Annotated in this window: 24 protein-coding genes; 9 read left to right on the top strand and 15 right to left on the bottom strand. The window is 42.3% G+C overall.

From position 1 onward, the window contains the following. Nucleotides 1–15 precede the first annotated feature (15 nt). The 5 genes from ABIN91_RS18265 to ABIN91_RS18245 form a co-directional block, all read right to left on the bottom strand. Complete coding sequence (locus tag ABIN91_RS18265; protein ID WP_348052881.1) at nucleotides 16–1,371, bottom strand: aminotransferase class III-fold pyridoxal phosphate-dependent enzyme; 1,356 nt, start codon at nucleotides 1,369–1,371, stop codon at nucleotides 16–18. A 100-nt stretch (nucleotides 1,372–1,471) separates the two neighbouring features. Further along, entirely contained in the window at nucleotides 1,472–2,929 is a 1,458-nt protein-coding gene (locus tag ABIN91_RS18260) for a CoA-acylating methylmalonate-semialdehyde dehydrogenase (RefSeq protein ID WP_348052880.1), read from the bottom strand. 456 nt (nucleotides 2,930–3,385) lie between these two features. After that, complete coding sequence (locus ABIN91_RS18255; protein WP_348052879.1) at nucleotides 3,386–3,874, bottom strand: Lrp/AsnC family transcriptional regulator; 489 nt, start codon at nucleotides 3,872–3,874, stop codon at nucleotides 3,386–3,388. 208 nt (nucleotides 3,875–4,082) lie between these two features. Further along, nucleotides 4,083–4,883: a 5'-methylthioadenosine/adenosylhomocysteine nucleosidase gene (locus ABIN91_RS18250; RefSeq protein ID WP_348052878.1), complete on the bottom strand. Its 801-nt coding sequence runs from the start codon at nucleotides 4,881–4,883 to the stop codon at nucleotides 4,083–4,085. Between the two features lie 5 nt (nucleotides 4,884–4,888). Beyond that, nucleotides 4,889–6,190, bottom strand: coding sequence for an NCS2 family permease (locus tag ABIN91_RS18245; protein WP_348052877.1), 1,302 nt, complete (start codon nucleotides 6,188–6,190; stop codon nucleotides 4,889–4,891). Nucleotides 6,191–6,280: 90 nt separating this feature from the next. On the opposite strand from ABIN91_RS18245, the gene ABIN91_RS18240 reads away from it, so the two are divergent. Then, a complete protein-coding gene (locus tag ABIN91_RS18240) occupies nucleotides 6,281–6,703 on the top strand; it encodes a secondary thiamine-phosphate synthase enzyme YjbQ (protein ID WP_348052876.1) in 423 nt (140 codons plus the stop codon). Between the two features lie 27 nt (nucleotides 6,704–6,730). Here ABIN91_RS18240 and ABIN91_RS18235 read toward each other — a convergent pair whose 3' ends face one another. Genes ABIN91_RS18235 through ABIN91_RS18215 form a run of 5 tightly spaced genes read right to left on the bottom strand, consistent with a single transcriptional unit; the run spans nucleotide 6,731 to nucleotide 10,224 of the window. After that, nucleotides 6,731–7,405 carry a 4'-phosphopantetheinyl transferase superfamily protein gene (locus ABIN91_RS18235; protein ID WP_348052875.1) on the bottom strand — a complete coding sequence of 225 codons (675 nt, stop codon included), beginning with the start codon at nucleotides 7,403–7,405 and terminating at the stop codon, nucleotides 6,731–6,733. Next, nucleotides 7,402–7,659: an acyl carrier protein gene (locus tag ABIN91_RS18230; protein WP_348052874.1), complete on the bottom strand. Its 258-nt coding sequence runs from the start codon at nucleotides 7,657–7,659 to the stop codon at nucleotides 7,402–7,404. The genes ABIN91_RS18235 and ABIN91_RS18230 overlap by 4 nt, the downstream gene beginning before the upstream one ends. A gap of 3 nt (nucleotides 7,660–7,662) precedes the next feature. Beyond that, nucleotides 7,663–8,931 carry a beta-ketoacyl-[acyl-carrier-protein] synthase family protein gene (locus tag ABIN91_RS18225; RefSeq protein ID WP_348052873.1) on the bottom strand — a complete coding sequence of 423 codons (1,269 nt, stop codon included), beginning with the start codon at nucleotides 8,929–8,931 and terminating at the stop codon, nucleotides 7,663–7,665. Further along, nucleotides 8,928–9,407, bottom strand: coding sequence for a FabA/FabZ family ACP-dehydratase (locus ABIN91_RS18220; RefSeq protein WP_348052872.1), 480 nt, complete (start codon nucleotides 9,405–9,407; stop codon nucleotides 8,928–8,930). The genes ABIN91_RS18225 and ABIN91_RS18220 overlap by 4 nt, the downstream gene beginning before the upstream one ends. Nucleotides 9,408–9,426: 19 nt before the next feature. Further along, nucleotides 9,427–10,224 (bottom strand): SDR family oxidoreductase, encoded by a 798-nt coding sequence (locus tag ABIN91_RS18215; RefSeq protein WP_348052871.1) that lies wholly within the window; start codon nucleotides 10,222–10,224, stop codon nucleotides 9,427–9,429. A 152-nt stretch (nucleotides 10,225–10,376) separates the two neighbouring features. Here ABIN91_RS18215 and ABIN91_RS18210 point away from each other — a divergent pair, with 152 nt between their 5' ends. From ABIN91_RS18210 to ABIN91_RS18175, 8 genes are read left to right on the top strand one after another with little or no spacing between them, the layout of a single operon-like run. Further along, nucleotides 10,377–10,865 carry a hypothetical protein gene (locus tag ABIN91_RS18210; protein ID WP_348052870.1) on the top strand — a complete coding sequence of 163 codons (489 nt, stop codon included), beginning with the start codon at nucleotides 10,377–10,379 and terminating at the stop codon, nucleotides 10,863–10,865. A gap of 9 nt (nucleotides 10,866–10,874) precedes the next feature. After that, nucleotides 10,875–11,774 carry a hypothetical protein gene (locus ABIN91_RS18205; RefSeq protein ID WP_348052869.1) on the top strand — a complete coding sequence of 300 codons (900 nt, stop codon included), beginning with the start codon at nucleotides 10,875–10,877 and terminating at the stop codon, nucleotides 11,772–11,774. 8 nt (nucleotides 11,775–11,782) lie between these two features. After that, complete coding sequence (locus tag ABIN91_RS18200; protein ID WP_348052868.1) at nucleotides 11,783–12,922, top strand: beta-ketoacyl-ACP synthase III; 1,140 nt, start codon at nucleotides 11,783–11,785, stop codon at nucleotides 12,920–12,922. Between the two features lie 7 nt (nucleotides 12,923–12,929). Then, nucleotides 12,930–13,337, top strand: a complete 408-nt coding sequence (locus ABIN91_RS18195) for a hypothetical protein (RefSeq protein WP_348052867.1) — start codon at nucleotides 12,930–12,932, stop codon at nucleotides 13,335–13,337. After that, the gene (locus ABIN91_RS18190) at nucleotides 13,327–14,337 is read left to right on the top strand and encodes a BtrH N-terminal domain-containing protein (protein WP_348052866.1); all 1,011 of its coding nucleotides are present in this window, start codon (nucleotides 13,327–13,329) and stop codon (nucleotides 14,335–14,337) included. The genes ABIN91_RS18195 and ABIN91_RS18190 overlap by 11 nt, the downstream gene beginning before the upstream one ends. Then, on the top strand, nucleotides 14,331–15,083 hold the full coding sequence (locus ABIN91_RS18185) for an ABC transporter ATP-binding protein (protein ID WP_348052865.1): 753 nt from the start codon (nucleotides 14,331–14,333) through the stop codon (nucleotides 15,081–15,083). The genes ABIN91_RS18190 and ABIN91_RS18185 overlap by 7 nt, the downstream gene beginning before the upstream one ends. Nucleotide 15,084: 1 nt before the next feature. Then, nucleotides 15,085–16,365: an ABC transporter permease gene (locus ABIN91_RS18180; RefSeq protein WP_348052864.1), complete on the top strand. Its 1,281-nt coding sequence runs from the start codon at nucleotides 15,085–15,087 to the stop codon at nucleotides 16,363–16,365. 42 nt (nucleotides 16,366–16,407) lie between these two features. Beyond that, nucleotides 16,408–16,671, top strand: coding sequence for a phosphopantetheine-binding protein (locus ABIN91_RS18175; RefSeq protein ID WP_348052863.1), 264 nt, complete (start codon nucleotides 16,408–16,410; stop codon nucleotides 16,669–16,671). A gap of 36 nt (nucleotides 16,672–16,707) precedes the next feature. Here the strand turns inward: ABIN91_RS18175 and ABIN91_RS18170 are convergent, their stop codons facing one another. The 5 genes from ABIN91_RS18170 to ABIN91_RS18150 all read right to left on the bottom strand — a co-directional run bounded on the left by ABIN91_RS18170 (nucleotide 16,708) and on the right by ABIN91_RS18150 (nucleotide 22,298). Next, nucleotides 16,708–17,766 carry a beta-ketoacyl synthase chain length factor gene (locus ABIN91_RS18170; RefSeq protein ID WP_348052862.1) on the bottom strand — a complete coding sequence of 353 codons (1,059 nt, stop codon included), beginning with the start codon at nucleotides 17,764–17,766 and terminating at the stop codon, nucleotides 16,708–16,710. Continuing rightward, the gene (locus ABIN91_RS18165; protein WP_348052861.1) at nucleotides 17,763–18,962 is read right to left on the bottom strand and encodes a beta-ketoacyl-[acyl-carrier-protein] synthase family protein; all 1,200 of its coding nucleotides are present in this window, start codon (nucleotides 18,960–18,962) and stop codon (nucleotides 17,763–17,765) included. The genes ABIN91_RS18170 and ABIN91_RS18165 overlap by 4 nt, the downstream gene beginning before the upstream one ends. Before the next feature lie 8 nt (nucleotides 18,963–18,970). Beyond that, nucleotides 18,971–19,486 (bottom strand): hypothetical protein, encoded by a 516-nt coding sequence (locus tag ABIN91_RS18160; RefSeq protein WP_348052860.1) that lies wholly within the window; start codon nucleotides 19,484–19,486, stop codon nucleotides 18,971–18,973. A gap of 95 nt (nucleotides 19,487–19,581) precedes the next feature. Then, on the bottom strand, nucleotides 19,582–20,706 hold the full coding sequence (locus ABIN91_RS18155) for a beta-ketoacyl synthase N-terminal-like domain-containing protein (RefSeq protein WP_348052859.1): 1,125 nt from the start codon (nucleotides 20,704–20,706) through the stop codon (nucleotides 19,582–19,584). A 41-nt stretch (nucleotides 20,707–20,747) separates the two neighbouring features. Continuing rightward, nucleotides 20,748–22,298, bottom strand: coding sequence for an aromatic amino acid ammonia-lyase (locus ABIN91_RS18150; protein WP_348052858.1), 1,551 nt, complete (start codon nucleotides 22,296–22,298; stop codon nucleotides 20,748–20,750). Nucleotides 22,299–22,380: the final 82 nt, after the last annotated feature.

The raw sequence follows: 22,380 nt of genomic DNA, 5'->3' as shown, positions 1-22,380 counted from the left end.
TAACATTTTAAAACGTTAATATACGTATTCATCGGCAATACTAATAGCCTTAGATATGATTTCCATACCCTCGTCAACCTGCTCTTTAGTGATAGATAGCGGTGGAGCGATGAACACATAATTCCACCTAACAAAAGCGTACATGCCGAGTTCTTTTATCTTAGCAGCAACCTTGTTCATGATCTCCATTTCGCTGGCCTTAGCGTTGTAAGGTGCCATAGGCTCTTTGGTATTACGGTTTTTCACCAACTCGATACAGCCCAGCAAGCCCGTGTTACGAAAATCGCCGATGCTCGGGTGCGATTTCTTCATTTCTTCAACCAACTCTTCGATGTAGCGCCCCATGTTGGCGGCGTTTTCGATCAGGTTTTCGTCTTCGTATATTTTAAGAACTTCCAGCCCTGCGGCACAACTTACCGGGTGGGCAGAATATGTTAAACCCAGCATCAATGGTTTATCATCAAAAGCGGCGGCAATTGTATCGGTTACAATTAAAGCGCCTAATGGTAAATAACCTGCGGTAATACCTTTGGCTGTCGCTATCATATCCGGAACAACACCACCGTTATTATCCACACCAAACCATTTACCAGTACGGCCAAAGCCGCTCATTACCTCATCTACAATTAACAGGATACCATGTTTATCACACAGGGCACGTAGTTTTTTCAAATAATCAGGCGGGTATTTGATACAGCCCGATGTTCCGCTTTCACCTTCCATTAGTATGGCGGCTACAGTTTCCGGCCCTTCAAATTCAATTACACGCTCTATGTGGCTTACACATTCACGGTTACAGCTTTGAATCTCTTTCCCCCAGGGGCAGCGGTAGCAGTATGGATCTTCAACGTGCACAAAGTTTGGCGCTTGCTGGGAATCGGACGCAATTTTACGCGGATCACCGCCAGCCGTCATAGCGCCATAAGACGCACCGTGAAACGCCCTGTAACGGGTTATAATTTTATGACGACCTGTGTAAAGGCGCGCCAGTTTAATGGCGTTCTCGATAGCCGTAGCCCCACATACGGTGAATAATGTTTTAGTCAGGTTACCCGGGGTTATCTCGGCCAGTTTTTTACCCAGTTCGCCACGTACTTTGGTAACGCAGCTTGGGGTAACATAACTTACCTGCGACATTTGCTCAAACACAGCCTGTGCCACGCGCGGGTTGTTGTGGCCGATGTTCACGTTCATCAAACCTGATGAAAAGTCGATATAACGTTTGCCTTCGTAATCGTATAGGTAAACGCCTTGCGCGCTTTTTATAGCTATTGGGTTAATACCCTTTTGTTTGCTCCATGAAAACAGGGTATAATCCATACTGTTCTGTACGATCTCTTCTGTTTCTGATAATGTTTCTGATGTTAGCATAGTTAAGCCCCCTAACCCCCTAAAGGGGGAATAAAAGTTAATATTTAGTTTTCTTTAGTATTCGTTTGCCCTATTCCTCCCCCTTTAGGGGGTCGGGGGGCTAGCTCATCCAGTTTACGCCCGCTTCTGGGTTCCACTTGGTGGTTGTTTTTTTCAATTTAGTCCAGAACTCGATAGAGCTTTTTCCGGTGATGTCTCCTACGCCGAATTTGCTTTCGTTCCAGCCACCGAATGAGAATGGTTCACGTGGTACGGGTACACCTACGTTCACGCCTATCATACCTGCGCTCGCGTTGCTGATCACGTGCCTTGCCGCTCCACCATTTTGAGTGAATACCGCTGCAGCGTTACCATAAGGGTTGGCATTTTCAATGGCTAATGCCTCGTCTAATGTTTTGGCGCGCATGATGCTGATCACCGGACCAAAGATCTCTTCGCGGGCCACATCCATATCCGGAGTAACGTAATCAATAACGGTTGGGCCAACGTAAAAGCCGTCCTCTTTACCTTTAACTACAGTGTTACGGCCATCTACCAATATTTTGGCTCCCTGCGCTTCGGCGCTGGTAATATATTTTTCGATGTTATCTTTTGATGCTTTGCTGATCACCGCGCCCAAATTATCGCCTACCACTATTTTATTTACCTCATCAACTATTTTTGATACGATGTGATCGATTTCGCCAACGCCAACCATGGCCGATGCTGCCATACAACGCTGCCCACCACAACCGCTCATCGACGCGGTAATGTTAGCCGCCGTCATTCCCGGAATAGCATCGGGCAATACCAGCAAGTGATTTTTGGCACCACCTAAAGCCAGGCAACGTTTGTAATTATAGGTAGCGCGGCGGTAAACGATCTTGGCTACTTTGGTTGATCCTACAAAAGATACCGCCTCGATACCGGGATGATCGCAAATAGCTTCAACTATTACGCTATCACCATGTACCACATTAAATACACCATCGGGTAAACCGGCTTCTTTTAACAATTCGGCTATCCGGCCAACGCTCAATGGCACTTTTTCTGATGGTTTCATGATCATACAGTTACCTAAGGCTATCGCGTTAGGGATAGTCCAGTTAGGTACCATGCTTGGGAAGTTGAAGGGCACGATGGAGGCTACTACGCCCAAAGGCACATATTCGGTGCGACATTCGATGCCGCGGCTTACTTCAAGTAATTCGCCAGTTATGAGTTGTGGTAACGACGTAGCGAATTCGGTTAACTCTATCGCTTTTTCTATTTCGGCTACAGCCTCGGTGTACGTTTTACCGTTCTCTTCTACGATGAGTTTGGAGAGTTCTTCGAGATTTTGATGCAATAATTGCTTATAGCGGAAGAATACCTGTACCCGCTCTTTAATAGGCGTATTTGCCCAGCCTTTGGCTGCTGATTTTGCGGATTGAACTGCAGAATCCAATTCCGCAGCAGCAGACATAGGAACTTTGGATAATAAGGAACCATCCACAGGCGATACCACATCCATGTATCTATCGGCGGGGGCATCAATAAACTGGCCGTGTATGTAATTTTTAACTGAACCGTACTTCATTTTATAATTTAGTTTAATTGTAATTGGCATTGTTAGTTATCAAAAACCTAAATTGGAAAAGAAGTATCTACAATTAGGGTATGAACTATCAACAATTGTCAATAAGGTTTAAACATACGCACAAAAAACATAATTTGCAAAAAATTAATATTTTTTTGCAAATTATGCAGAATAATTACAGACGTGGATTAGTAAGTGTACAGAGTGATTTGAGGATGTGGGATATTTTTTGTATATTGGAGGGAAGAGAGTTAAGAACTAATATACAGGAACCAACACATTTAAAAATACCGATAAATACCGACAAAATTGTTAGTTAAGTTATGCCGATTATTGGTTCTTATAAAACATGCAACGTACATAGTCGGGGATTGCTTCACTATCGTTCGCAATGACTCGTGGTGATTTTCGTTTTGAAAACACCGACAAATACCGACAAAATTCTTATTTCGGTTATTATCTCAATCCGCTTAAATCTGGTTGAGCCAGCTTAAGTACTTTGAAATACATATCGGTTTTGGTTTGGTAAACGCCTTCTATGCGGGCTATGCGTTCGTTCACTACCTCTACCAGGTGACTGTTATCGCGGCACATTACGTCAACCTCTAAGTCAAAATCGCCTGATGTGCTGGCGAGAAAGCTAACTTCGGGAAACTCCATTACTTTTTTGGCTACATCTTCGATCAAATTTGCCGGGCGGATGGAGATCTTGATATGGGCGTAAGCATGGAAACCAACCTTTTCGGGGTTAACGCGGCCTACAATTTGGATAGTTTTATCTTCAATAAGTTTACCCACACGGGTACGGATGTTACTGATTGAAACACCCAGTTTTTCGGCCATTACGGTGAACGACATGCGGCCGTCTTCCTGCAAAAGCATTAGAATAGAAAAATCAAGTTCGTCGAGGGTGCTGGTATTGTGGTTAGCGTGAGTTAGATCCATTATATTTTATTTGAGAAGGCTGTATTTTATGAATACAGGATAATACCTTGCCAAATATGCGAAAAATGTTTGTAAAAAATACTTTTTGCAATAATTAAGTGTAAAAAAGTGATTATTTTATTTTAAGATCGATATTTTGAAAAAACGTTAAAAAATAGAAGATTTATAACGATACAGTATAATAATTTACAAAATGCGGCATACGCCTCTATTTTATTTGCCCAACAATAGCCATTACCAAAGTTGCCGAATTTATAGCGGCGGTTTGGTAAAACGAAGCAACATCCTGGTGCGCGTTATTGCTCGCGCTATCGCTCAGGCTACGAATAACCAGGAAAGGCACCGTTTGTTGCCAGCAGGTTTGTGCCACGGCAGCACCTTCCATTTCGGTAGCCTCGGCATGCATTTTTTGCCATAGTTGCCGGGTAGCTAAGGTTGATGCCACAAAAACATCGCCTGTTACAATAGTGCCCGTCACAATTTTGGGTGCATGTTTGCCCGAACCAATTTTAGCGAACTCAAGCTTGCTGCTTACATCCTGAGCCAGTTTAACCAGTTTTGGCGCGCTAAGAAAGTATTGTGGATTAGGGAGCATGGTAACAGGGTCTTGAGTGGCGCGCCTTTGCATGCTGTCGGGAGTTATTGTGCCATAATCGTGATGGGCTATTTTATCACCTATGACTAAGTCGCCGGGAGCAAGTTGTGGGTCTACCCCACCGGCTATACCTGTAAACAGCACCTGGCTTGGTTTAAAGTGATCAAGCAACAGCGAGGTTGTGATAGCCGCGTTCACCTTACCCATACCGGTTTGCGCCAGCACTACTGGATGACCGTTCAATATCCCCCTGGTAAAATGTATATTTTGAATAACGATCTCTTCAGGATTTTGAATGCGTGAATGAATAAGAGCCACTTCGGCACCAAAAGCACCCAATATACCTATGGTTTGTGACTTTGATAATTGAAGATTGAATAGAATAATGAATGCGAGTAGTATAAGTTTCTTCATGTTTATTATGCTAATATTAAAGCCATTATGGCGAATGCATCAATGATCCAAAGTGCGGGGCTAATTTCTTTTGCTTTTCCGGAACATACCTTGAGTATAGTAAAGCTTAGGAATCCCCAGATGATGCCTTGAGTAATTGAGTAAGTGAATGGGATAAGTACCAGCGCAAGGAAGGCGGGAATGGCATCGTCTAACCGGGTCCAGTTTATTTTAATGACTGATTGCAGCATGAATACGCCCACCAATACCAGCGCTGGCGCGGTTGCTATTGACGGAACAATAGATAATAATGGCGCTAAGAACAGGAAAGGCAAGAATAACAATGCGCCAACTACAGCCGTTAAACCTGTGCGACCGCCGCTGCCAATACCCACTGCAGATTCGATATAAGCAGTGCCGGGGCTTGAACCTACGAGGCTTGCCAGCGTTGTTGAAACGGCATCGGTTAAAAGGGATTGTTTTACGTTTTGAGGCTCTCCGTTTTCGTCTAATAAATTGGCAGCTTCGGACAGGCCGATGAAGGTGGACAAACTATCGAACATATCTGTGAAGACGAAAGCGAAGATAACCGGGAGGAAGGACCATTTTAAAGATCCAATAATATCGAGATTAAAAAGCAGGCTAAAATTGGGCATACCGAACACTCCTTTATAACTAACCAACGGATCTGCCCCACCCCAATACCGCCCGATGGGGTATGCCGCTAAGGTGGTAAACAAAATCCCGAAAAGGATGGCTCCTTTTGCTTTACGGATAAGCAGAACAGCCATTACAAAAAAGCCAGCAAGAAACGTTACCAAAGCTGGCTTTAAAGCGCCGATGCCAATAATAGTTGCCGGATTAGCGACGATAAACTTTGCACTGGTAAAACCAATGAGCGTGATAAACAAGCCTATCCCCGCTGTAATGGCGTAACGCAATTGTTTAGGTATGGCTTTTACAATATGCGTACGGATATTGAATATGGAAAGCAATAGAAATATGATGCCCGACCAGAACACAGCACCCAACGCGGTTTGCCAGGGTACTTTCATACCCAATACTACGGTAAAGGTAAAAAATGCATTGAGGCCCATCCCTGGAGCTACGAGTATAGGGTTCTTAGCATACAGCCCCATCATTAAGCTACTGAAAAACGACACCAGTATTGTAGCGGTAAGCACAGCGGCAAATGGCATACCTGCCTGGCTTAAAATAGACGGGTTTACTACGATGATATAAGATGTGGCCAGAAAAGACGATGCCCCGGCAATAACTTCGGTAGCGATGGTGGTATTATTTTTTTTGAGTTGAAAAAATTGCTCCATACGGCTTGGTTAAACCTAAAGATATTGATTTGAGCTTTAAACGCAACTATTAGTACGTATTTTTGTTATATTTCCACAAAGCAAATACCAATGCAGATACATCAGCAACAGATCCAGATCAGAGAACAAAAGCGGGGATTCCATTTGATCACGTCAGAAATTGTGCGATCAGTGCCGCAGATAGGCAGTATTAAAACGGGGATGTGCCAGGTGTTTATTCAACATACATCGGCATCATTAAGTATTAATGAAAATGCCGACCCTACTGTGCGAAAAGATTTCGAGATGTTTTTTAATAAGACCGTGCCCGAGAACGACCCGGATTATTTGCATGACGATGAAGGCTCTGACGATATGCCCGCGCATTTAAAAGCGGCATTACTAGGCTGTTCTGTAATGATACCTATCCGCAATGGCAGGTTAGCTTTGGGTACATGGCAAGGTATTTACCTGTGCGAGCACCGCAATTATGGTGGTAACAGGAACTTGATGATAACAGCCTGGGGCGAATAACTGCATCTTCAATATCCTCGCTTACCACTAAATTAATACCTGATGGGCCATATTAAAACAATAAGAGGTAAAATGCCCATGATGTGCCAACGAAATGAGGATGCCTGTTTCTACCCCGTTATTGAATAAAACAGGATAACCAACAGCGCTTTTTTGCAAGGTTAGGTTGCCTTGCGGGAAGACGCTTTGGAATTTATTGAGTAAGAACACCCTAACCAAACGGGATTGGTTTTCACTATCAGTATGCACTATTTTTTGAATACCCCAATAGATATTTTGAAATGCTGGCTCCTGATCAACAACAGTAGCTATCAGATCAGCATTAATAATTGATTTGAAATATAATTTGCCTGTATTGATATGAACTTCGCCGTGGATAAAATCCACACCTAACACATCAATTTCCCAGGCATCTTCTATTACCTTATTGGGATAAGTTGCCGGGATAATGATATGCTGAACAACGATTTTTGCCGGAGAAAAAATCAGATCGGGCTCAAGCCGTTTTTGATATTTATAGGCCGCCTCTTTAACCGACCATAGCAGCCATACAAAACTTTCGAATGGCATTGCGGCAATGGCAGGCTGTTGGTAAAGCGCGAGTTCGGTTGGTGTTATAAATTTGGAATGGAAACGGGTATCGTTGCTGCGTTGCCTGTTAATGGCTCCTAACGCTACAATATCGTTCCCAATACTTATCAAGCAGAGTGATTTACTTTATCGGCAATAACATCTATACAATTACCTACCGAGAACATTTTTTCGGCAGAGTCAAAATCAATCTCGATGTTGTATTGTGATTCGGCATCAATAATTATATCAACCAAATTAGCCGAATTGATCTTCAGGTCTTTGATCAGGTCAGTTTCTTCGGTAATGCCGGCGAGCATTTCTTTATTTTCCGTGTAAGGGGTTAGTACTTTTTTTAGTTCGTCCAGAATTTCTGCTCTACTCATTAGTTATTTATATTTTGATATTATTAAACAGGCATTAACATCGCCAAAGCCAAAATTAGCTTTCGCCACGATATTAACCTCCTTGTTTACCAATTTTGTTGGTAAATTGTTTTGGCCCGCTATCTCCACTATTTCGGGATTTGGGTCCTCTAAGTTAATATTTGGATGCACAAAATTGTGCACTATTTGCAAAACCGCTGCAACCATCTCCAGCGAACCCGCCGCGCTAAGGCTATGCCCCACCATTGATTTAAGCGAGTTCACCATAGGGAAGTTGTCGCCCCTACGATTTAAAACCTTGCTCCAGTTCTCTATTTCATATTTATCGGCCATGGTAGCGGTTAAATGGCCGCTTACCAGATCGACCTGATCCGCATCAATGTTTGCCAATTTAATGGCATCATCAATACACTTGATTACGCCCGCCGGGCCGGGTGCCGTCATGCTGCCGCCATTGCGCTGGCCACCGCTATTGGTTGATCCACCCAATATTTCAGCGTATATCTTTGCTCCACGAGCTAAGGCGTATTCTAAATCTTCCAGTACCAACGCACCTGCTCCAGACCCCGGAACAAAGCCACCGGCAGTTAAACTCATAGGTCTTGATGCCGCTTCGGGATTATCATTAAACTTACGTGATAATACCCGCATTGAATCAAAACCTCCGAATATGTAACGGTCAACAAACTCACAGCTACCTACAACCATCCGTTTAGCCATCCCGAATTTAATGCATTCGTACCCTAATATTACAGATTGCGTACCCGTAGCACAAGCCGCCGAGTTATTGATAACTTTGTTACCCAAGCCTAAACGGCCTGATATATAAGCAGTAACACCGCTATTCATTATTTGTTCTACCACGCGTGAGCCTAATTTTTTAGACTCTTTGGCATCAACTCTATTGATGGCCATTTTGATCACATCCGTATCAGACACACTGCTGCCAAAAACACACCCGGTATCCCACAAAGTTTCTTCACTGTATATTTCGTTACCGGCATCCATCCAGGCATCTAAGGCCGCTTTTATGCCGAAGGCTATACCTTTACCTTTCAAACCGTATAATGATGTTTCGGGAATGTAGTTGCGCAGTTGCTCCCACTCAAATTGAGGGATACCCGCTACCTGGCAATTAAATTTCAACTCTTCAAATTCGGGATAGAATTTAATACCTGATGTGCCATTTTGGATGGCATGTAAAAAATCGGGCACGCCTATCCCATTGGGAGAAACCACACCTAAACCTGTAATTACTACACGACGACTCATTCTGCTTCTTTATCTTTTTTAGGAATAGCGCTTTTAATTACGCCCGAAAATATCCCTTTAGCCACTAATTCGTTTGAGCCATTATGCATCTCTACGGCACATTTTAATTTACCAAACCTAAAATATTGTTTTTTAGATGTTACCACAACTTTTTCTCCGGGCAGCACCATTTTATAAAAATCTACATTGGTTGAGGTGAGCAACGGGAACGAACCCTCATCCATCAAAACCTGGTCTTCGTGTTGTCCGCTTATCATCAAATGGATCCCTAAAACCACCAAACCTATTTGCGCCATAATTTCGGTAATGATAACGCCGGGAGTTACCGGGTTATTTACAAAATGATCTTCGTAAAAAAAGGCATCGGGTTTTAAAGTATGATCGCCGGTTACCCCATCACTGTCCAAAGCCGATATATTATCAACAAACAGGAAAGATGATTTGTAAGGTAAATAGCTAAGTATATCGTTATTCATGTTCAATCAAAAGTAAAAACTACCGGCAGTGCTCCCCGCCATCTACATGAATTAACGATCCGTTTATCCAGGCTGCTTCGGGTGTACACAACAGGTAAATTACGTTGGCCACATCCTGCGGCTCTGTCATTCTACCCATCGGGTTCCTGATAACAGCATTATCAATCAATTGTTCGCTACCGGCAATCATTCTTAACGATGGTGTATCGGTAACGCCTGCCTGTATTATGTTGGTGCGCAGGCCATATTTGCTCAACTCTACAGCCATATAAGTAGCCAGGCTCTCTAATGATGCTTTCGCGATAGAAACCGCGGCATAGCCATCCCAATAACGGTGAGCTCCCTCGCTTGTTAAACCAATAATGCGGGCATCGGTGTTAAACAATTCGTTTTTTATGATAAGCCTTGCCCAATCAAGCAAACTATTGCTCATGGCATAGCTGGTATGTTGAATATCTTCTGCAGAAAGCGTTGCATCCTCTCCTACCAATGGCTTTAAGTTACCACGGGCAATGGAATGGAGTAATAGTTTTACACTACCTTTTGGGATAACATGATCAACCTGCTCAATAAACTGATCACGACCGGTAACATCAAGCGCGTTAACGTTGAAAGGCAAAATGGTTACTCCGTTAGCTTCGGCAAGTTCATCCAGCTTTTGTTTGAGTTCCTTTTCGGATGAACGCATTTCACGATACAAAAGAGCCACGTTCATACCGCGCGAAGCCAGCTTTTCAACAGCCGCAAAGCCAAAGCCGCTTGAACCGCCCAATATAATGGCCCATTGATTTGAAAATTGCTTTGGGGAAGTTTGCACTTAGTATTGAGTAAAGTCGTAGTCTATAGACAGCTTGGTAGTTAACCCTCAAAAGTAATAGAAATCTGCGAAAATTCGGTTAAGGGAATGGCACTAAATATCACATTCAACATAAATCTTTATATTCGCATGGTAATTGACCAGGATCATCTATGAAGACGAGGTTTATATTTTTATTGTTTTTGGTTGCTGTATTCGCTATTGCAAAGGGCGAAAACCTGATGCAAAAATTCGATAAATCAGCATTTTACGTGACTATCCGGTTGGGTAAATTAAGCGAGATCAATAATGAACTATCTATATTAAATACCTCCACCGGAAGCGATAAGGAAGCCTACGAAGGAACCCTGTTAATGCGCAAAGCGGGTTTAGTAGCCATTCCTGGCGAAAAATTAAAGCTGTTTAAAAATGGGCGCATTAAATTAGAAACCGTGCTATCCAAAGATAGCACCAATGCCGAGTACCGCTTTTTAAGATTGATAATACAAGAGAACGCGCCCAAAATTGTAAAGTATAAAGCCCAGTTGCAAAGCGATAAGGCGTACATTATTAAATCGTACAAAAATTTATCACCAACCATACAATCTGCCATTGCAGATTACAGTAAAAGTTCAAAAATTTTACGCCCACAAGACCTCTAATTTTTGAGCATGACTAAAAAGGTATTAGCTATTTGCTACACGCAATCGGGCCAGTTAAGGGAGATTCTTGATAATTTTACTGTTCCCTTAGAGAACGTAGGAATTTCAGTTGAAAGGGTTAATGTTAATTTGAAACATAACTATGCATTCCCGTGGACAACCGACCGTTTTTTTAGTGTGATGCCCGATTGCCAACTTGATGTACCGGCAGAACTGGAACCATTTACCTTAGCAGAAACCAAATACGACCTGATCGTATTAGGTTACCAGGCCTGGTTTTTATCACCAAGCATTCCATTTAATTCGTTAATGAATGATGCAAGGTTCAAAGCTATTTTAAAAGATACACCGGTAATAACTGTTACCGGCGCACGTAACATGTGGCTCAATGCTTTTGTACGGGTTAAAAAGCTAATTAAGGCCGCTGGCGCCACACTGGTTGGCAACATTGCGTTGGTTGACACCCACCCTAACCCGATTAGTTTTGTAACTATTTTTCATTGGATGCTGAAGGGTAAAAAGGATAGTTACCTGGGGATATTTCCGCCACCAGGCGTGCCCGATTCTGAAATTAAGCGCAGCGCAGCTTTCGGCGAAAGCCTGCTGCCACATCTGCTTGGTAATAATTATGAAGGTTTTCAAAACGAATTAGACAAGCAACGCGCTGTGGTATTAAAATACAACTTAATGGTTATTGAAACTGTGGCGGGCAAAATATTTAAGGTTTGGGCCACCTTTATTTCAAAAAGAAAAAACAAAACAGCTTGGTTAAAGGTATTTAAGTATTATCTGCTAATTGCGTTTTGGATAGGCGCGCCAATAATGCTAACACTCAACGCTATATTTTTCCGCTTTACAACGCCTAAGCGAATTAAAGCCCGGAAACAACATTTTTTAAGTTTATCATAAATTTATATATGCCTGTTTATATTAATAAAACGTCTGCCTATTTCCCTAATGAGCCCGTTCCAAACCAAGATATGGAACTGTACCTGGGCTATATCAACGGCAAACCATCTAAATCAAAAAACATTGTACTGCGTAACAACGCTATAACTAACCGCTATTATGCCTTAGAAAAGGGCGGAAAATCAACCCATACCAATGCGCAGATGACAGCCTTAGCTGTTAAAGAATTGTTTAAAGACGAGCCAGAGCATATTAAAGATATTGAACTGCTATCATGCGGCACCTCCTCTCCCGATCAAATGATGCCGAGCCACGGTGTAATGACACATGGTTGGCTACCCGAAGCTGAGGCCATAGAAGTAGTATCACCGGCAGGTGTTTGCTGCGCTGGGATGCACGCTTTAAAATACGCTTATATGGCTATCCGCACCGGCGATGTAAAGCTGGCTGTAGCTACAGGCTCTGAAAGATTTTCGGGATTATTAGTATCGGATGTATTTGAAGAAGAAGCACACAAACTGGTCGAATTAAATGAGAACCCTTATATCTCTTTCCAAAAGGATTTTTTGAGATGGATGTTATCTGATGGTGCATCGGCCTTCTTAATGTCGGACGAACCAAATAAGGAAGGTATCAGTTTGCGATTGGATTGGATAGAAGGTGTATCCTACGCCAACGAAATGGAAACCTGTATGTACATGGGTGGCGAAAAACAACCTGATGGCACATTAAAGGGCTTTATGGATTATACTCCCGAAGAGATCATGACCAAAAGCATCTTCAGCGTTAAGCAGGATATTAATTTATTGAGCGATAATATTGTTGCGCTGGGTGGCAAAAAAATCAAAGAGATATTTGACAGGCGTGGTTTAACTGTTGCCGATATTGATCATTTTTTACCACATATATCAAGCAATTTTTTCAAAAGCAAAATTTACGATCTGGTTGAGATATATGGCGGCGGCATCCCTTACGAAAAATGGTTTATCAACCTTTATACCGTTGGTAATGTGGGCGCGGCCTCTATTTACCTGATGATAAACGAATTGTTTAACAGCGGCAAATTGAAAGTTGGCGAAAAACTGCTCTTATTGGTACCCGAAAGCTCGCGCTTTTCGTATATGTATGCCATGCTTACTGTTGTTTAATTGGAAAATGAAAAAGGAAGATGTTCCTCAAGATCTTAGTTCGTTGGGTAAAATAACCAAGGAGGTTTGCTATGCTACCGATAAAAGCGGCAAATACACCACCGAACTAAGCAAGGGCTGGGATGTTAAAATAACCGCCCTTGATGCTGCCTGGGACGAAATTGCCGACCGTGTAGAACAAGCTAAACAAAAGGTTTTAAATGGTGAGGCCAGTCCATTGCTTTATTTTATGGAGAAATCTTTGATGGATATTAGCATACTGGCTGATTACACAGGCTTTTGGAAATGGCAAATCAAAAGACATTTAAAGCCGGAGGTTTTTAAAACCTTATCTGATAAAAAACTACAACGTTACGCCGAAGTTTTTAACATAAGCGTACCAGATTTAAAAAGCATGAAAGTTAATGAAGCTTGATTATGAACACTTGCAGGCAGCCCATTGCGAAAATGGGGTTACCACAAGCCTGTTGCAAAATATTGGTGTTCATCAAATTACTGAGCCATTAGCATTTGGTATTGGCGCCGGTTTATTCTTTGTTTATATACCACTTATTAAAATCAATAACGGACCCGCGATAGCTTTCCGTACTTTGCCAGGATTAGTTTTTAACCGTACCTGCAAGGCTTTGGATATACCCGTTGTGCGTAAAAAATTTAGCTCAAAGCTTAAAGCACAAAGCTATTTGGATGAATGCTTAGCTGCCGGTCACCCGGTTGGTTGCCAGGTTGGGGTTTATTATTTACCATATTTCCCGAAAGAATACCGCTTTCATTTCAATGCCCATAACCTGATAGTTTATGGTAAAGAAGGCGATAATTACCTGATAAGCGACCCGGTGATGGAAACCGTAACCACCATGACGGGTTACGAACTGGAACGTGTACGTTTTGCCAAGGGTGCTTTAGCACCTAACGGACAATTATACTACCCAAAAGAAAGCAGACCAGTTACCGATGATCAGATACGCAAAGCAATAAAAAGAGGGATTAAAAAGAATGTTAATAATATGCTACATATCCCCGGCCCTATTACCGGAGTTGATGGCATCAAATTCATCGCCAAACGGATAAAAAACTGGCGCGATAAACTGGGTTTAAAAACCGCTGGATTATACCTTGCCCAATTAGTGCGCATGCAAGAAGAAATTGGTACGGGGGGCGGTGGTTTCCGTTATATTTACGGGGCTTTTTTACAACAGGCTCATGCTTATTTACCTCAGGATGAGTTGCTGGAAATATCCAATACATTTACTCAAGCAGGTGATCTGTGGCGAACTGCCGCTGTACAGGCATCGGGGATATACAAAGGCCGGATTGGTAGTCAGGAAGATTTCAATCAAATGAGCGATTACTTGTTTGAAATTGCCGAGATAGAAAAACAGGCATTTACCGCTTTATCCAAAATCAAATGGTGATGGATATTTTGGCTATCGATATACAAAATGTGGCGTTTAATTATCCCGGTAATACCGGTACGTTTTTCTCGCATTTTAATTTACAGATAGCCAAGGGCGAGCGTTTTGGATTATTCGGCCCGAACGGCGCGGGTAAAACTACGCTGATGAACTTGATGACGGGTTTACTCCCTTTCCCGGAAGGAAACATTAAGCTGTTAGGTCATGAGATGAAGGGTAATCATAAAAAGATCAATAAGCTGTTTGGCTTTGTGCCACAGGATTTTTCTTTTTATCATGAATTGAGCCCGGTTGAAAATCTGGAATTTTTTGGTGCCTGGTCGGGCTTAAATAAACAGCAGATCAGGACACGAACCACTGAATTGTTAGAGATTTTGGGTTTGACTGATGTTCGCGATGAGCAGGTTCAGAATTTTTCGGGCGGGATGAAACGCAGGGTTAACCTGGCTATTGGGGTAATACATAACCCCTCTATCCTATTTTTAGATGAACCTACTGTAGGTGTAGATGTACAAACACGCCACGCTATTATTAATTACCTATTGGAGTTGAATGAGAGCGGTACCACGCTGATCTATACATCGCACCAGTTAAGTGAGGCCGAGGCATTGTGCGAGCGGGTAGCCATGATAGACTCAGGTAAAATTATAGCTCATGATACTTTGCCTAATTTATTGGCTGAACATGATCAGGGTGGTTTAGAAGGTCTGTTTTTAAACTTAACCGGAAAGGATTACAGGAATTAGCATGTTTAAACTTTGGGCAACTATCGTTAAAGACATCCGCATATTAACCCGTGATAAGGTTGGTATAGCGCTCATGTTTGGCATGCCAATCGCTTTAGTGCTGATCATTACCAGTATCCAGAATAACACCTTTGAACTAGTGAACAAAAACAAGGTGGCTTTACTGGTGTGCAACCGCGATACCGGAAAAATAAGCAAAGAGTTTATAGCATCGGTTAATAAAATCGCGATGTTTAAGATGCAGTTTATCCCGAAAGGAGAAAGTGATAAAGCTATTACGGAGCAAATGCATAATACAGATGCGCCTTTGGCCATTGTTATTCCGTCCGATTTTTCGGCAAAAATAAATGCTCAGGCTCAATCTGTATCGGGCAAAGCTCTGAATACTTTTGGCTTGGATGGCGGTAAAACAGATTCATCAGCAAACAACACCTTGCCGCTCAATTTATATTATAAACCTGCTTTGCAGGATCAGTTCCGCCGTTCTGTGCAGGGGGCTTTATATAGCGCCCTGCAGTTGGTAGAAAGCAAGCAGATATTGCGCAATATGTATTTCTCAATAAACGAGAAGCAACTTCCGGCCAAATTAGAGAACGAATTATTGAATAACAAAATAGCCATAAACGAAACACCCGTTTCAAAAAATGGTAGCCGGAACATCCCCAATGCATCACAACATAATGTACCGGCATGGACCATCTTCGCCATGTTTTTTGTGGTGATATCTTTAGCCGGAAGCCTTGTTCGCGAAAAATTGAGTGGCAGCTTTATCAGGTTAAAAACTTTGCCTACTAATTATTTCGTCGCATTGTTATCCAAACAAATTACTTACCTGGCAGTTACCATGTTGCAAGCGGCAGTGATATTCGCCATTGGAATATGGCTTTTCCCGGCAATGGGTTTGCCAGTATTGAACTTACCGGCAGATGTTTTGGGATTGGTTATTGTATCACTAATATGTGGCTGGTGCGCGGTGAGCTATGCTATTTGTATCGGCGTTTTCGCGCAAACGCAGGAACAGGCCAATGGCTTTGGCGCCATATCTATTGTGATGCTGGCAGCTATTGGCGGCTTAATGGTACCAAGTTTTGCCATGCCCGAATCGTTCCAGGTGGTAATGAAGTTATCGCCTTTACATTGGTGCCTTGAGGCTTATTACGGCTTGTTTTTAGAGGGCGGCGGCTTAAAGGATGTTCTGGTAAATATTATACCTTTGCTGGGTATTACGATCATATTTCAGGCTGTAGCGATTGCAGGTTTGAAAATGAAGAAATTGATTTAGTTAGTCCGAAAGACCGGACGTTAGTATATAGAACAAATTTTGATGGAAATTGCAGAATTAAAACAACAGTTAAAAGAACAAATTATATCGTTTTTAAACCTAACCCCGATGACGCCTGATGAAATTAAGGACGACGCGCCTTTATTTGGTGATGGCTTGGGTTTAGATTCTATCGACTCGTTAGAATTGATCGTATTGCTGAAACGTGAATACGGTATCGATATCCGTGACCCTAAAGATGGCCGTAAAGTTTTGGTTAATGTGAACACCATGGCCGATTATATTACGGCTAACAGAACGAAGTAAGCCCTTTCTCCCTTAAAGGGGAAATCCTATAATATATCAGCAAGCGGAAACCAGCATTAGCGAATGGTACTTAGCTTGGTAATGATTGTAGATCAATACAGTTTTTGGCGACTGAGTGCTTAAATCGGCATGAACAACGATCTCGGGTACAACACCTTTGTTTAGAATATTCGCTGCCATCCATAGGGCAAATGACGACGATACGGAATACTCTCCTGATAAATGCTTGTAATTAGCCTGGGCCTTATTGTTGAGGATGCTTAAATCGTTATAAACAGCATCGTTTTTTGTATCCCCGTTACGGCCCGTAATGACCAGGTCGATATTAGATATATGCTGATCATGCTCTGATAAGAAAGTATTGATCTGCTGAGCTAATGCTTCGCTATCGTATTCTCCATAAAAGGTTTTAAAGCCACTAAATTCGGCTAAATTATCTATTGAGGGCTTATTATTCAGTAAAAAGAAAGCGGCTCCCTCACCTCCTAGTGTGCCACTTGTTGGGGTATTAAATAGTTGCAGGTTTGATATAGGCGAACGTTTGTACAAACCCAACCGGGTTAATACCTTAAAGCTGGTATCTACCATTTCGTCTATTCCACCTACTAAAATATCATTGGCATCACCCTCATTTAACAGCATCCAGGCATCCTGAACGGCACTTTCAAATGATATACCCTTATGTACAAAGGTATTGTTATAGTTGTGGCACTTCAACATCAAGGCTATCTGCGCGGCCACCGTGTTATGGGTAGATTGGATGAAAGCCGTTGGCGGTAGCATTTCTTCGTTCAACTCAACAAGCCGGGTTAAGAACGTTACCGTATCTTCCATACAACCAAAGGCCGTTCCGGTAATAATAGCACCGGGCATTTCTACGTCGGCATTAGTTAAACATTGTTTTGCAGCGGCTACACCCATCTTAATGATATGGCTCATGCGGCGGGCCAGTTTCAAATCGATGTATTTTGAATAATCGGGTTCAACGGGTTTTAGGCGTGTGCCAGTGTTTTCAATAATATCAGTTAGAAAGCCATCGCTCTCAAATGTTTTTTGTGCAGATATACAGGTGGCCGAACGGATATACATCTTCATAATTTCGAGAATATTAAGGATGTACAATTGCCACCAAAACCAAACGAGTTTGACATTACGTGGTTAACTTGCACATCTGTCCTCAATTCCGTTTCGGGCGCAAACGGCAACTCGTGCATTTGAGTTTCGAAACGCAGGTTTGGATATATCACATTATGCTGAATAGCCAGCACAGAAAACACCGCCTCAACCGCACCACTTGCCCCCAGGGTATGACCAGTGTATGATTTGGTAGAACTCATAGGCGGAAAATTTGGTTCAAATAAGCGCTTTACCGCAGTACCTTCGGCACTATCATTATTAGGTGTCCCTGTTCCATGCAGATTAATGTAGCTGATATCCGACGTTTGCAGACCCGCTTTTTTTAAAGCCCCCTGCATAGCCAGATACGAGCCAGTGCCTTCGGGCGATGAAGCGGTTTGATGATAGGCATCGTTACTGTTATTATAGCCACTTAGTTTGCAGTAGGGTTGTTTATTTAGGGTTTTGGCTACCTTATCAGATACTAAAACCACATAACCCGCGCCTTCGCCTAAGTTCAGGCCTTCTCGGTTCTCATCAAATGGCTTGCAAAACGCTTTATCCAATATCATTAATGTGTTAAAACCGTTGAGCGTGAATTTAGCCAGTGCATCTGTACCGCCGGCTATTACTACATCTAACAAACCGTTTTTGATCATCCGGGCGCCGTAAAATATGGCGTTGGCCGATGATGAACAGGCGGTACTGATGGTAGTCATTTGCTTACTGATACCCAAAGGCACAGCTACCAGTTCGGTCATGCTGCCACATTCGTGGTCGTAAACATTTTTGAGTTTGCCTTTGGCATTATCCGCTAAAAACTCGACAAAAAACTCCTCGCTTTTATCCATCCCGCCAACGGTATTGGCAGAAACAAAACCAGTACGGAGTTGATTTAAACCGGCTATCCCGGCATCGTTCAATGCTTCGCGCGCGGCTACCATGCTCAATAAAGCGGTGCGGCTTAAGTGTGCTGATAAGCCTCCCATCTCTGCCAGTTCATCATTGGTCAATTTAACTTCCGCAACCGGAATTTTGTTACGGTGTATCGTAGCCAGACCCGTAATTTCTCCCATGCCTGCCTGACCATTCCGGAGCGCGGCATAGCACTCGGCAACATTATTGCCAATGGCGGTTATCGCACCCAAACCTGATATATATACTTCAGAACTCATTATTCTGTTCAGTCATTAAAATATTTATTCATGTTATCTGTCGTGAAGGAGATTATTCCATTGCCCTTCTCAACTAAAAATAAAACAGCTTTATAATCATTCCCCAACACATCAACCCAACCACAAATACAGGCCTTAAAAATATCATTATAGAACAAATTATTAATGTATTGTTCCATAAAAGTAGCATCAAAACTTTCGGATACAAAAAAAGCCGCTTCACCTTTAAAGTGATTGCGAATACTGATCTCGCCGATCATGATGTTAGGCAAGGTATAAACAAACAAAGCCGGACTCGGAATATCTGATACCGATGACATGTATTTAACATCAGAATCTAAACTCGAGTTTGCATTGGCAAAAACTATCCCAACTTCGGCAGGGTTGTATTTCTCTTTATCAAAACTCTCCTTGAGTAAAAGTTCTGATGTTAGCCAACCCAATTTACTCAGCCTATCCATTTTATAAAAACGGGTATAGTTAAGCTCAAAATGCTTATATATATCTACCAAAAATTCAGACATATTTGCTTCATTGCTTGTAAATGCGGTTCCCCCGTTCTTACAAACTATATTGTTGCTTATAATGCAAGTGGCGCTAATATGTGTATCTGATACCATTAATCTGCTTTACTGAATATTACAGCTCCATTACAACCGCCAAAACCGGATGCTGTTTTTAGAATGTTTTTTAATGGCTGGGATGTTAGTTCGGTACAAACATTTACGGGCGTTGGCACGCCAATTTGATTAAAACCGGCTGTTGGTATAATGATATTCTGTTTTAACGATTGCAGGGATATGATAGATTCAATTAATCCCGCTGCCCCTAGCGTGTGCCCGTAAAAACCCTTTAGGCTGTTCAGTGGAGTTGTTTGTAGCCCCGCTAAGGTAATAGCTTTGGCTTCCATTTCGTCGTTGTAGATGGTTGCCGTACCGTGTGCCGAGATCAAATCAATATCGCTTGATGATAGTCCCGCTTGTTTTAAACTTGCGTTGATGGCTTGCGCCAGTTCCTCCCCCGTACGCGATGGCGCCGAAATATGGTTAGCATCGTTACTGCTGGCACCACCCATTACCCGGATACCCCTGTTGTATTTTGGGTTTGATGATAAGATGATGGTAGCCGCGCCTTCGCCCAATGTTATCCCGTCCCTATCGGCATCAAATGGCTTGCAAGGTTGCGAGCTAATGGCATTGAAGGATTGGAACCCCGAAAGGATAAATTTTGAGATTACATCTGCACCGCTAACAATCACGGTTTCATATTGACCCGATTCTATCAACCGCATGCCTGTTACAGTGCCTAATATGCCCGAAATACAGGCATTAGATACCACGATAGGTTGTGTGATAAAACCGAAGTGATTTGCGACTAATTTAGCTGAATTGTGCAACGCGATACGTTTATTTAACTCTGGCGTATGCACTTCGGTTTCTAACAAACTAATATTTCCCTTGGTTGACGATATGATCAGAGCTGTTTTAGAACCCGCTGGTTCCAATCCTGTACCTTCTAAAGCATTTGTAATGGATGCGATCAACAACTGCTCAAATTTGGTGTGTTGAACATTATCAGCGAAAGTATCATCACCAAATAAAGATGCATAAAATGACGTGTCAGACATGCTATTGTTATGTAGCCTGACACCCGAAATACCATTTTTTAACTGTGCGAAGTTATCAGCAGTTGTTGTACCTAGGGGCGATGTAATGTTATCCGAAACTATGTAAACGCCTGCCATTATTTAAGATAAAAAAGTCATTTCACACCCACCTAAAATATTTACGAATTGAATGAGATAGACGGATCGGTTACTTCGAGATATTGTTTTACGTTTTCGAGATCTTTATATTTAGGCTGATCTTCAATAAATACCGGGAAAATTTCTCTCATTTTTGTATACACATCCAACGTGTGCGATGCCAGTTTGCCCTGACACTTCAAATAATCAACAGCTTGTAACAGACTCATTAATTGAATGGCCAGTACAGCAAAGGCATTATCAATAACACGCTTCGTCATTAAAGCTGCGTTGCAGCCCATGCTCACAATATCCTGATTATCATTATTATTTGGGATACTATGCACATACATTGGGAAAGACAGCGTTTGGTTTTCGGCAGTGGTTGAGGTTGCCGTAAATTGCATACCCTGCATACCAAAGTTTAAGCCTAAAATACCCAGGTTTAAAAACGGCGGGAATTTTTTGTTCAGCTTTTCGTTCATCAAATAATTTAATTGACGTTCTGAAAGCATTGATAATTTGGTGATCGCTATTTTGAGTTTATCCATCTCAAGCGATACATAATCGCCATGGAAATTACCACCGTGGAATACGTTTTGATTAATGTGGTCAATCACCGGGTTATCGTTAACGGAGTTTAGCTCATTCACTAAAACAGTTTCGGCATTAACAATGGTATCATAAATAGGCCCCAAAACCTGCGTTACACAACGTAGTGAGTAATATTCCTGCACCTTATCCTCAAAAACATCATGACCAATATTATCCGGTTGGTACAAATGTTCTGAGCGGCTGCGAATCATCTGACTATCCTGCAAGATATCGCGCAGCATAGCGGCTATTTTGTTTTGCCCTTTATGATGCTTTACGATGTTCAGTTCATGCGAAAAATGATCGTCATAGGCTTCCACAACTTCGTTGGTCATGGCAGATAGCGTGGCGGCCCAGCCTAAAAGTTTTTGGGCTTGTATCACGTTCACCATACCAATGCCCGTCATGGCAGAGGTGCCATTAATAATAGCCAGGCCTTCGCGCACATGAATGGTTAGCGGTTTGATGTTAAGCTTATTATAGATCTCGATAGTTGGGTACTTAGCGCCTTCGTATAACACCTCTCCCTCACCTATCAGTACCAAACCCAAATGGGCCAACTGAACCAAATCGCCACTGGCACCTACGCCGCCGTGCTCGTAAATGCAAGGCGTTACGTTTTGATTGATCAGTTCGCGCAGCAGTTCCACCACATCGGTATGAACGCCAGAATAGGCCTGCATCATGCTGTTTAAGCGGGCTATCATTAACGCCTTAACTAAGGTTGGCGTAAGCAGTTCGCCGTTGCCGGAGCTATGGCTGCGGATGAGGTTATATTGTAATTGCAACAAGTTTTCTTCGCTTACTTTATATTGCGCCATAGGGCCAAAGCCGGTATTAATACCGTAAATAAGCTTATTTGAGGAAAATTGCTGCAAAAATTTAAAATTGGTATCAACCTTATTTAAAGCATTTTCGGGGATATTAACGGATTTTCCTTTGAATACCAATTCGGAAAAATCAGCTAAAGAAAGGACATTCTGTCCAACAGATATCATAGGCGAATTTTAATTATTACTTATTCTGTGAGGTTGATCTATCTGTCATTTCTCACTAACGTTCGAAATGATAAAGAAGTTT

Source organism: Mucilaginibacter sp. (assembly GCF_039921305.1).
Lineage (GTDB): Bacteria > Bacteroidota > Bacteroidia > Sphingobacteriales > Sphingobacteriaceae > Mucilaginibacter.
Note: the sequence above shows the minus strand (reverse complement) of the source record. Positions and strands in the feature narration are given on the sequence as shown.

Coding starts and splice junctions, on each gene's coding strand:
- ABIN91_RS18160 (WP_348052860.1), bottom strand. CDS start 19,486: ATGTCTGAATTTTTGGTAGATATATATAAGCATTTTGAGCTTAACTAT.
- ABIN91_RS18205 (WP_348052869.1), top strand. CDS start 10,875: ATGACTAAAAAGGTATTAGCTATTTGCTACACGCAATCGGGCCAGTTA.
- ABIN91_RS18195 (WP_348052867.1), top strand. CDS start 12,930: ATGAAAAAGGAAGATGTTCCTCAAGATCTTAGTTCGTTGGGTAAAATA.
- ABIN91_RS18150 (WP_348052858.1), bottom strand. CDS start 22,298: ATGATATCTGTTGGACAGAATGTCCTTTCTTTAGCTGATTTTTCCGAA.
- ABIN91_RS18225 (WP_348052873.1), bottom strand. CDS start 8,931: ATGAGTCGTCGTGTAGTAATTACAGGTTTAGGTGTGGTTTCTCCCAAT.
- ABIN91_RS18265 (WP_348052881.1), bottom strand. CDS start 1,371: ATGCTAACATCAGAAACATTATCAGAAACAGAAGAGATCGTACAGAAC.
- ABIN91_RS18165 (WP_348052861.1), bottom strand. CDS start 18,962: ATGAGTTCTGAAGTATATATATCAGGTTTGGGTGCGATAACCGCCATT.
- ABIN91_RS18185 (WP_348052865.1), top strand. CDS start 14,331: ATGGTGATGGATATTTTGGCTATCGATATACAAAATGTGGCGTTTAAT.
- ABIN91_RS18155 (WP_348052859.1), bottom strand. CDS start 20,706: ATGGCAGGCGTTTACATAGTTTCGGATAACATTACATCGCCCCTAGGT.
- ABIN91_RS18200 (WP_348052868.1), top strand. CDS start 11,783: ATGCCTGTTTATATTAATAAAACGTCTGCCTATTTCCCTAATGAGCCC.
- ABIN91_RS18180 (WP_348052864.1), top strand. CDS start 15,085: ATGTTTAAACTTTGGGCAACTATCGTTAAAGACATCCGCATATTAACC.
- ABIN91_RS18245 (WP_348052877.1), bottom strand. CDS start 6,190: ATGGAGCAATTTTTTCAACTCAAAAAAAATAATACCACCATCGCTACC.
- ABIN91_RS18175 (WP_348052863.1), top strand. CDS start 16,408: ATGGAAATTGCAGAATTAAAACAACAGTTAAAAGAACAAATTATATCG.
- ABIN91_RS18240 (WP_348052876.1), top strand. CDS start 6,281: ATGCAGATACATCAGCAACAGATCCAGATCAGAGAACAAAAGCGGGGA.
- ABIN91_RS18260 (WP_348052880.1), bottom strand. CDS start 2,929: ATGAAGTACGGTTCAGTTAAAAATTACATACACGGCCAGTTTATTGAT.
- ABIN91_RS18210 (WP_348052870.1), top strand. CDS start 10,377: ATGAAGACGAGGTTTATATTTTTATTGTTTTTGGTTGCTGTATTCGCT.
- ABIN91_RS18220 (WP_348052872.1), bottom strand. CDS start 9,407: ATGAATAACGATATACTTAGCTATTTACCTTACAAATCATCTTTCCTG.
- ABIN91_RS18230 (WP_348052874.1), bottom strand. CDS start 7,659: ATGAGTAGAGCAGAAATTCTGGACGAACTAAAAAAAGTACTAACCCCT.
- ABIN91_RS18190 (WP_348052866.1), top strand. CDS start 13,327: ATGAAGCTTGATTATGAACACTTGCAGGCAGCCCATTGCGAAAATGGG.
- ABIN91_RS18255 (WP_348052879.1), bottom strand. CDS start 3,874: ATGGATCTAACTCACGCTAACCACAATACCAGCACCCTCGACGAACTT.
- ABIN91_RS18250 (WP_348052878.1), bottom strand. CDS start 4,883: ATGAAGAAACTTATACTACTCGCATTCATTATTCTATTCAATCTTCAA.
- ABIN91_RS18170 (WP_348052862.1), bottom strand. CDS start 17,766: ATGAAGATGTATATCCGTTCGGCCACCTGTATATCTGCACAAAAAACA.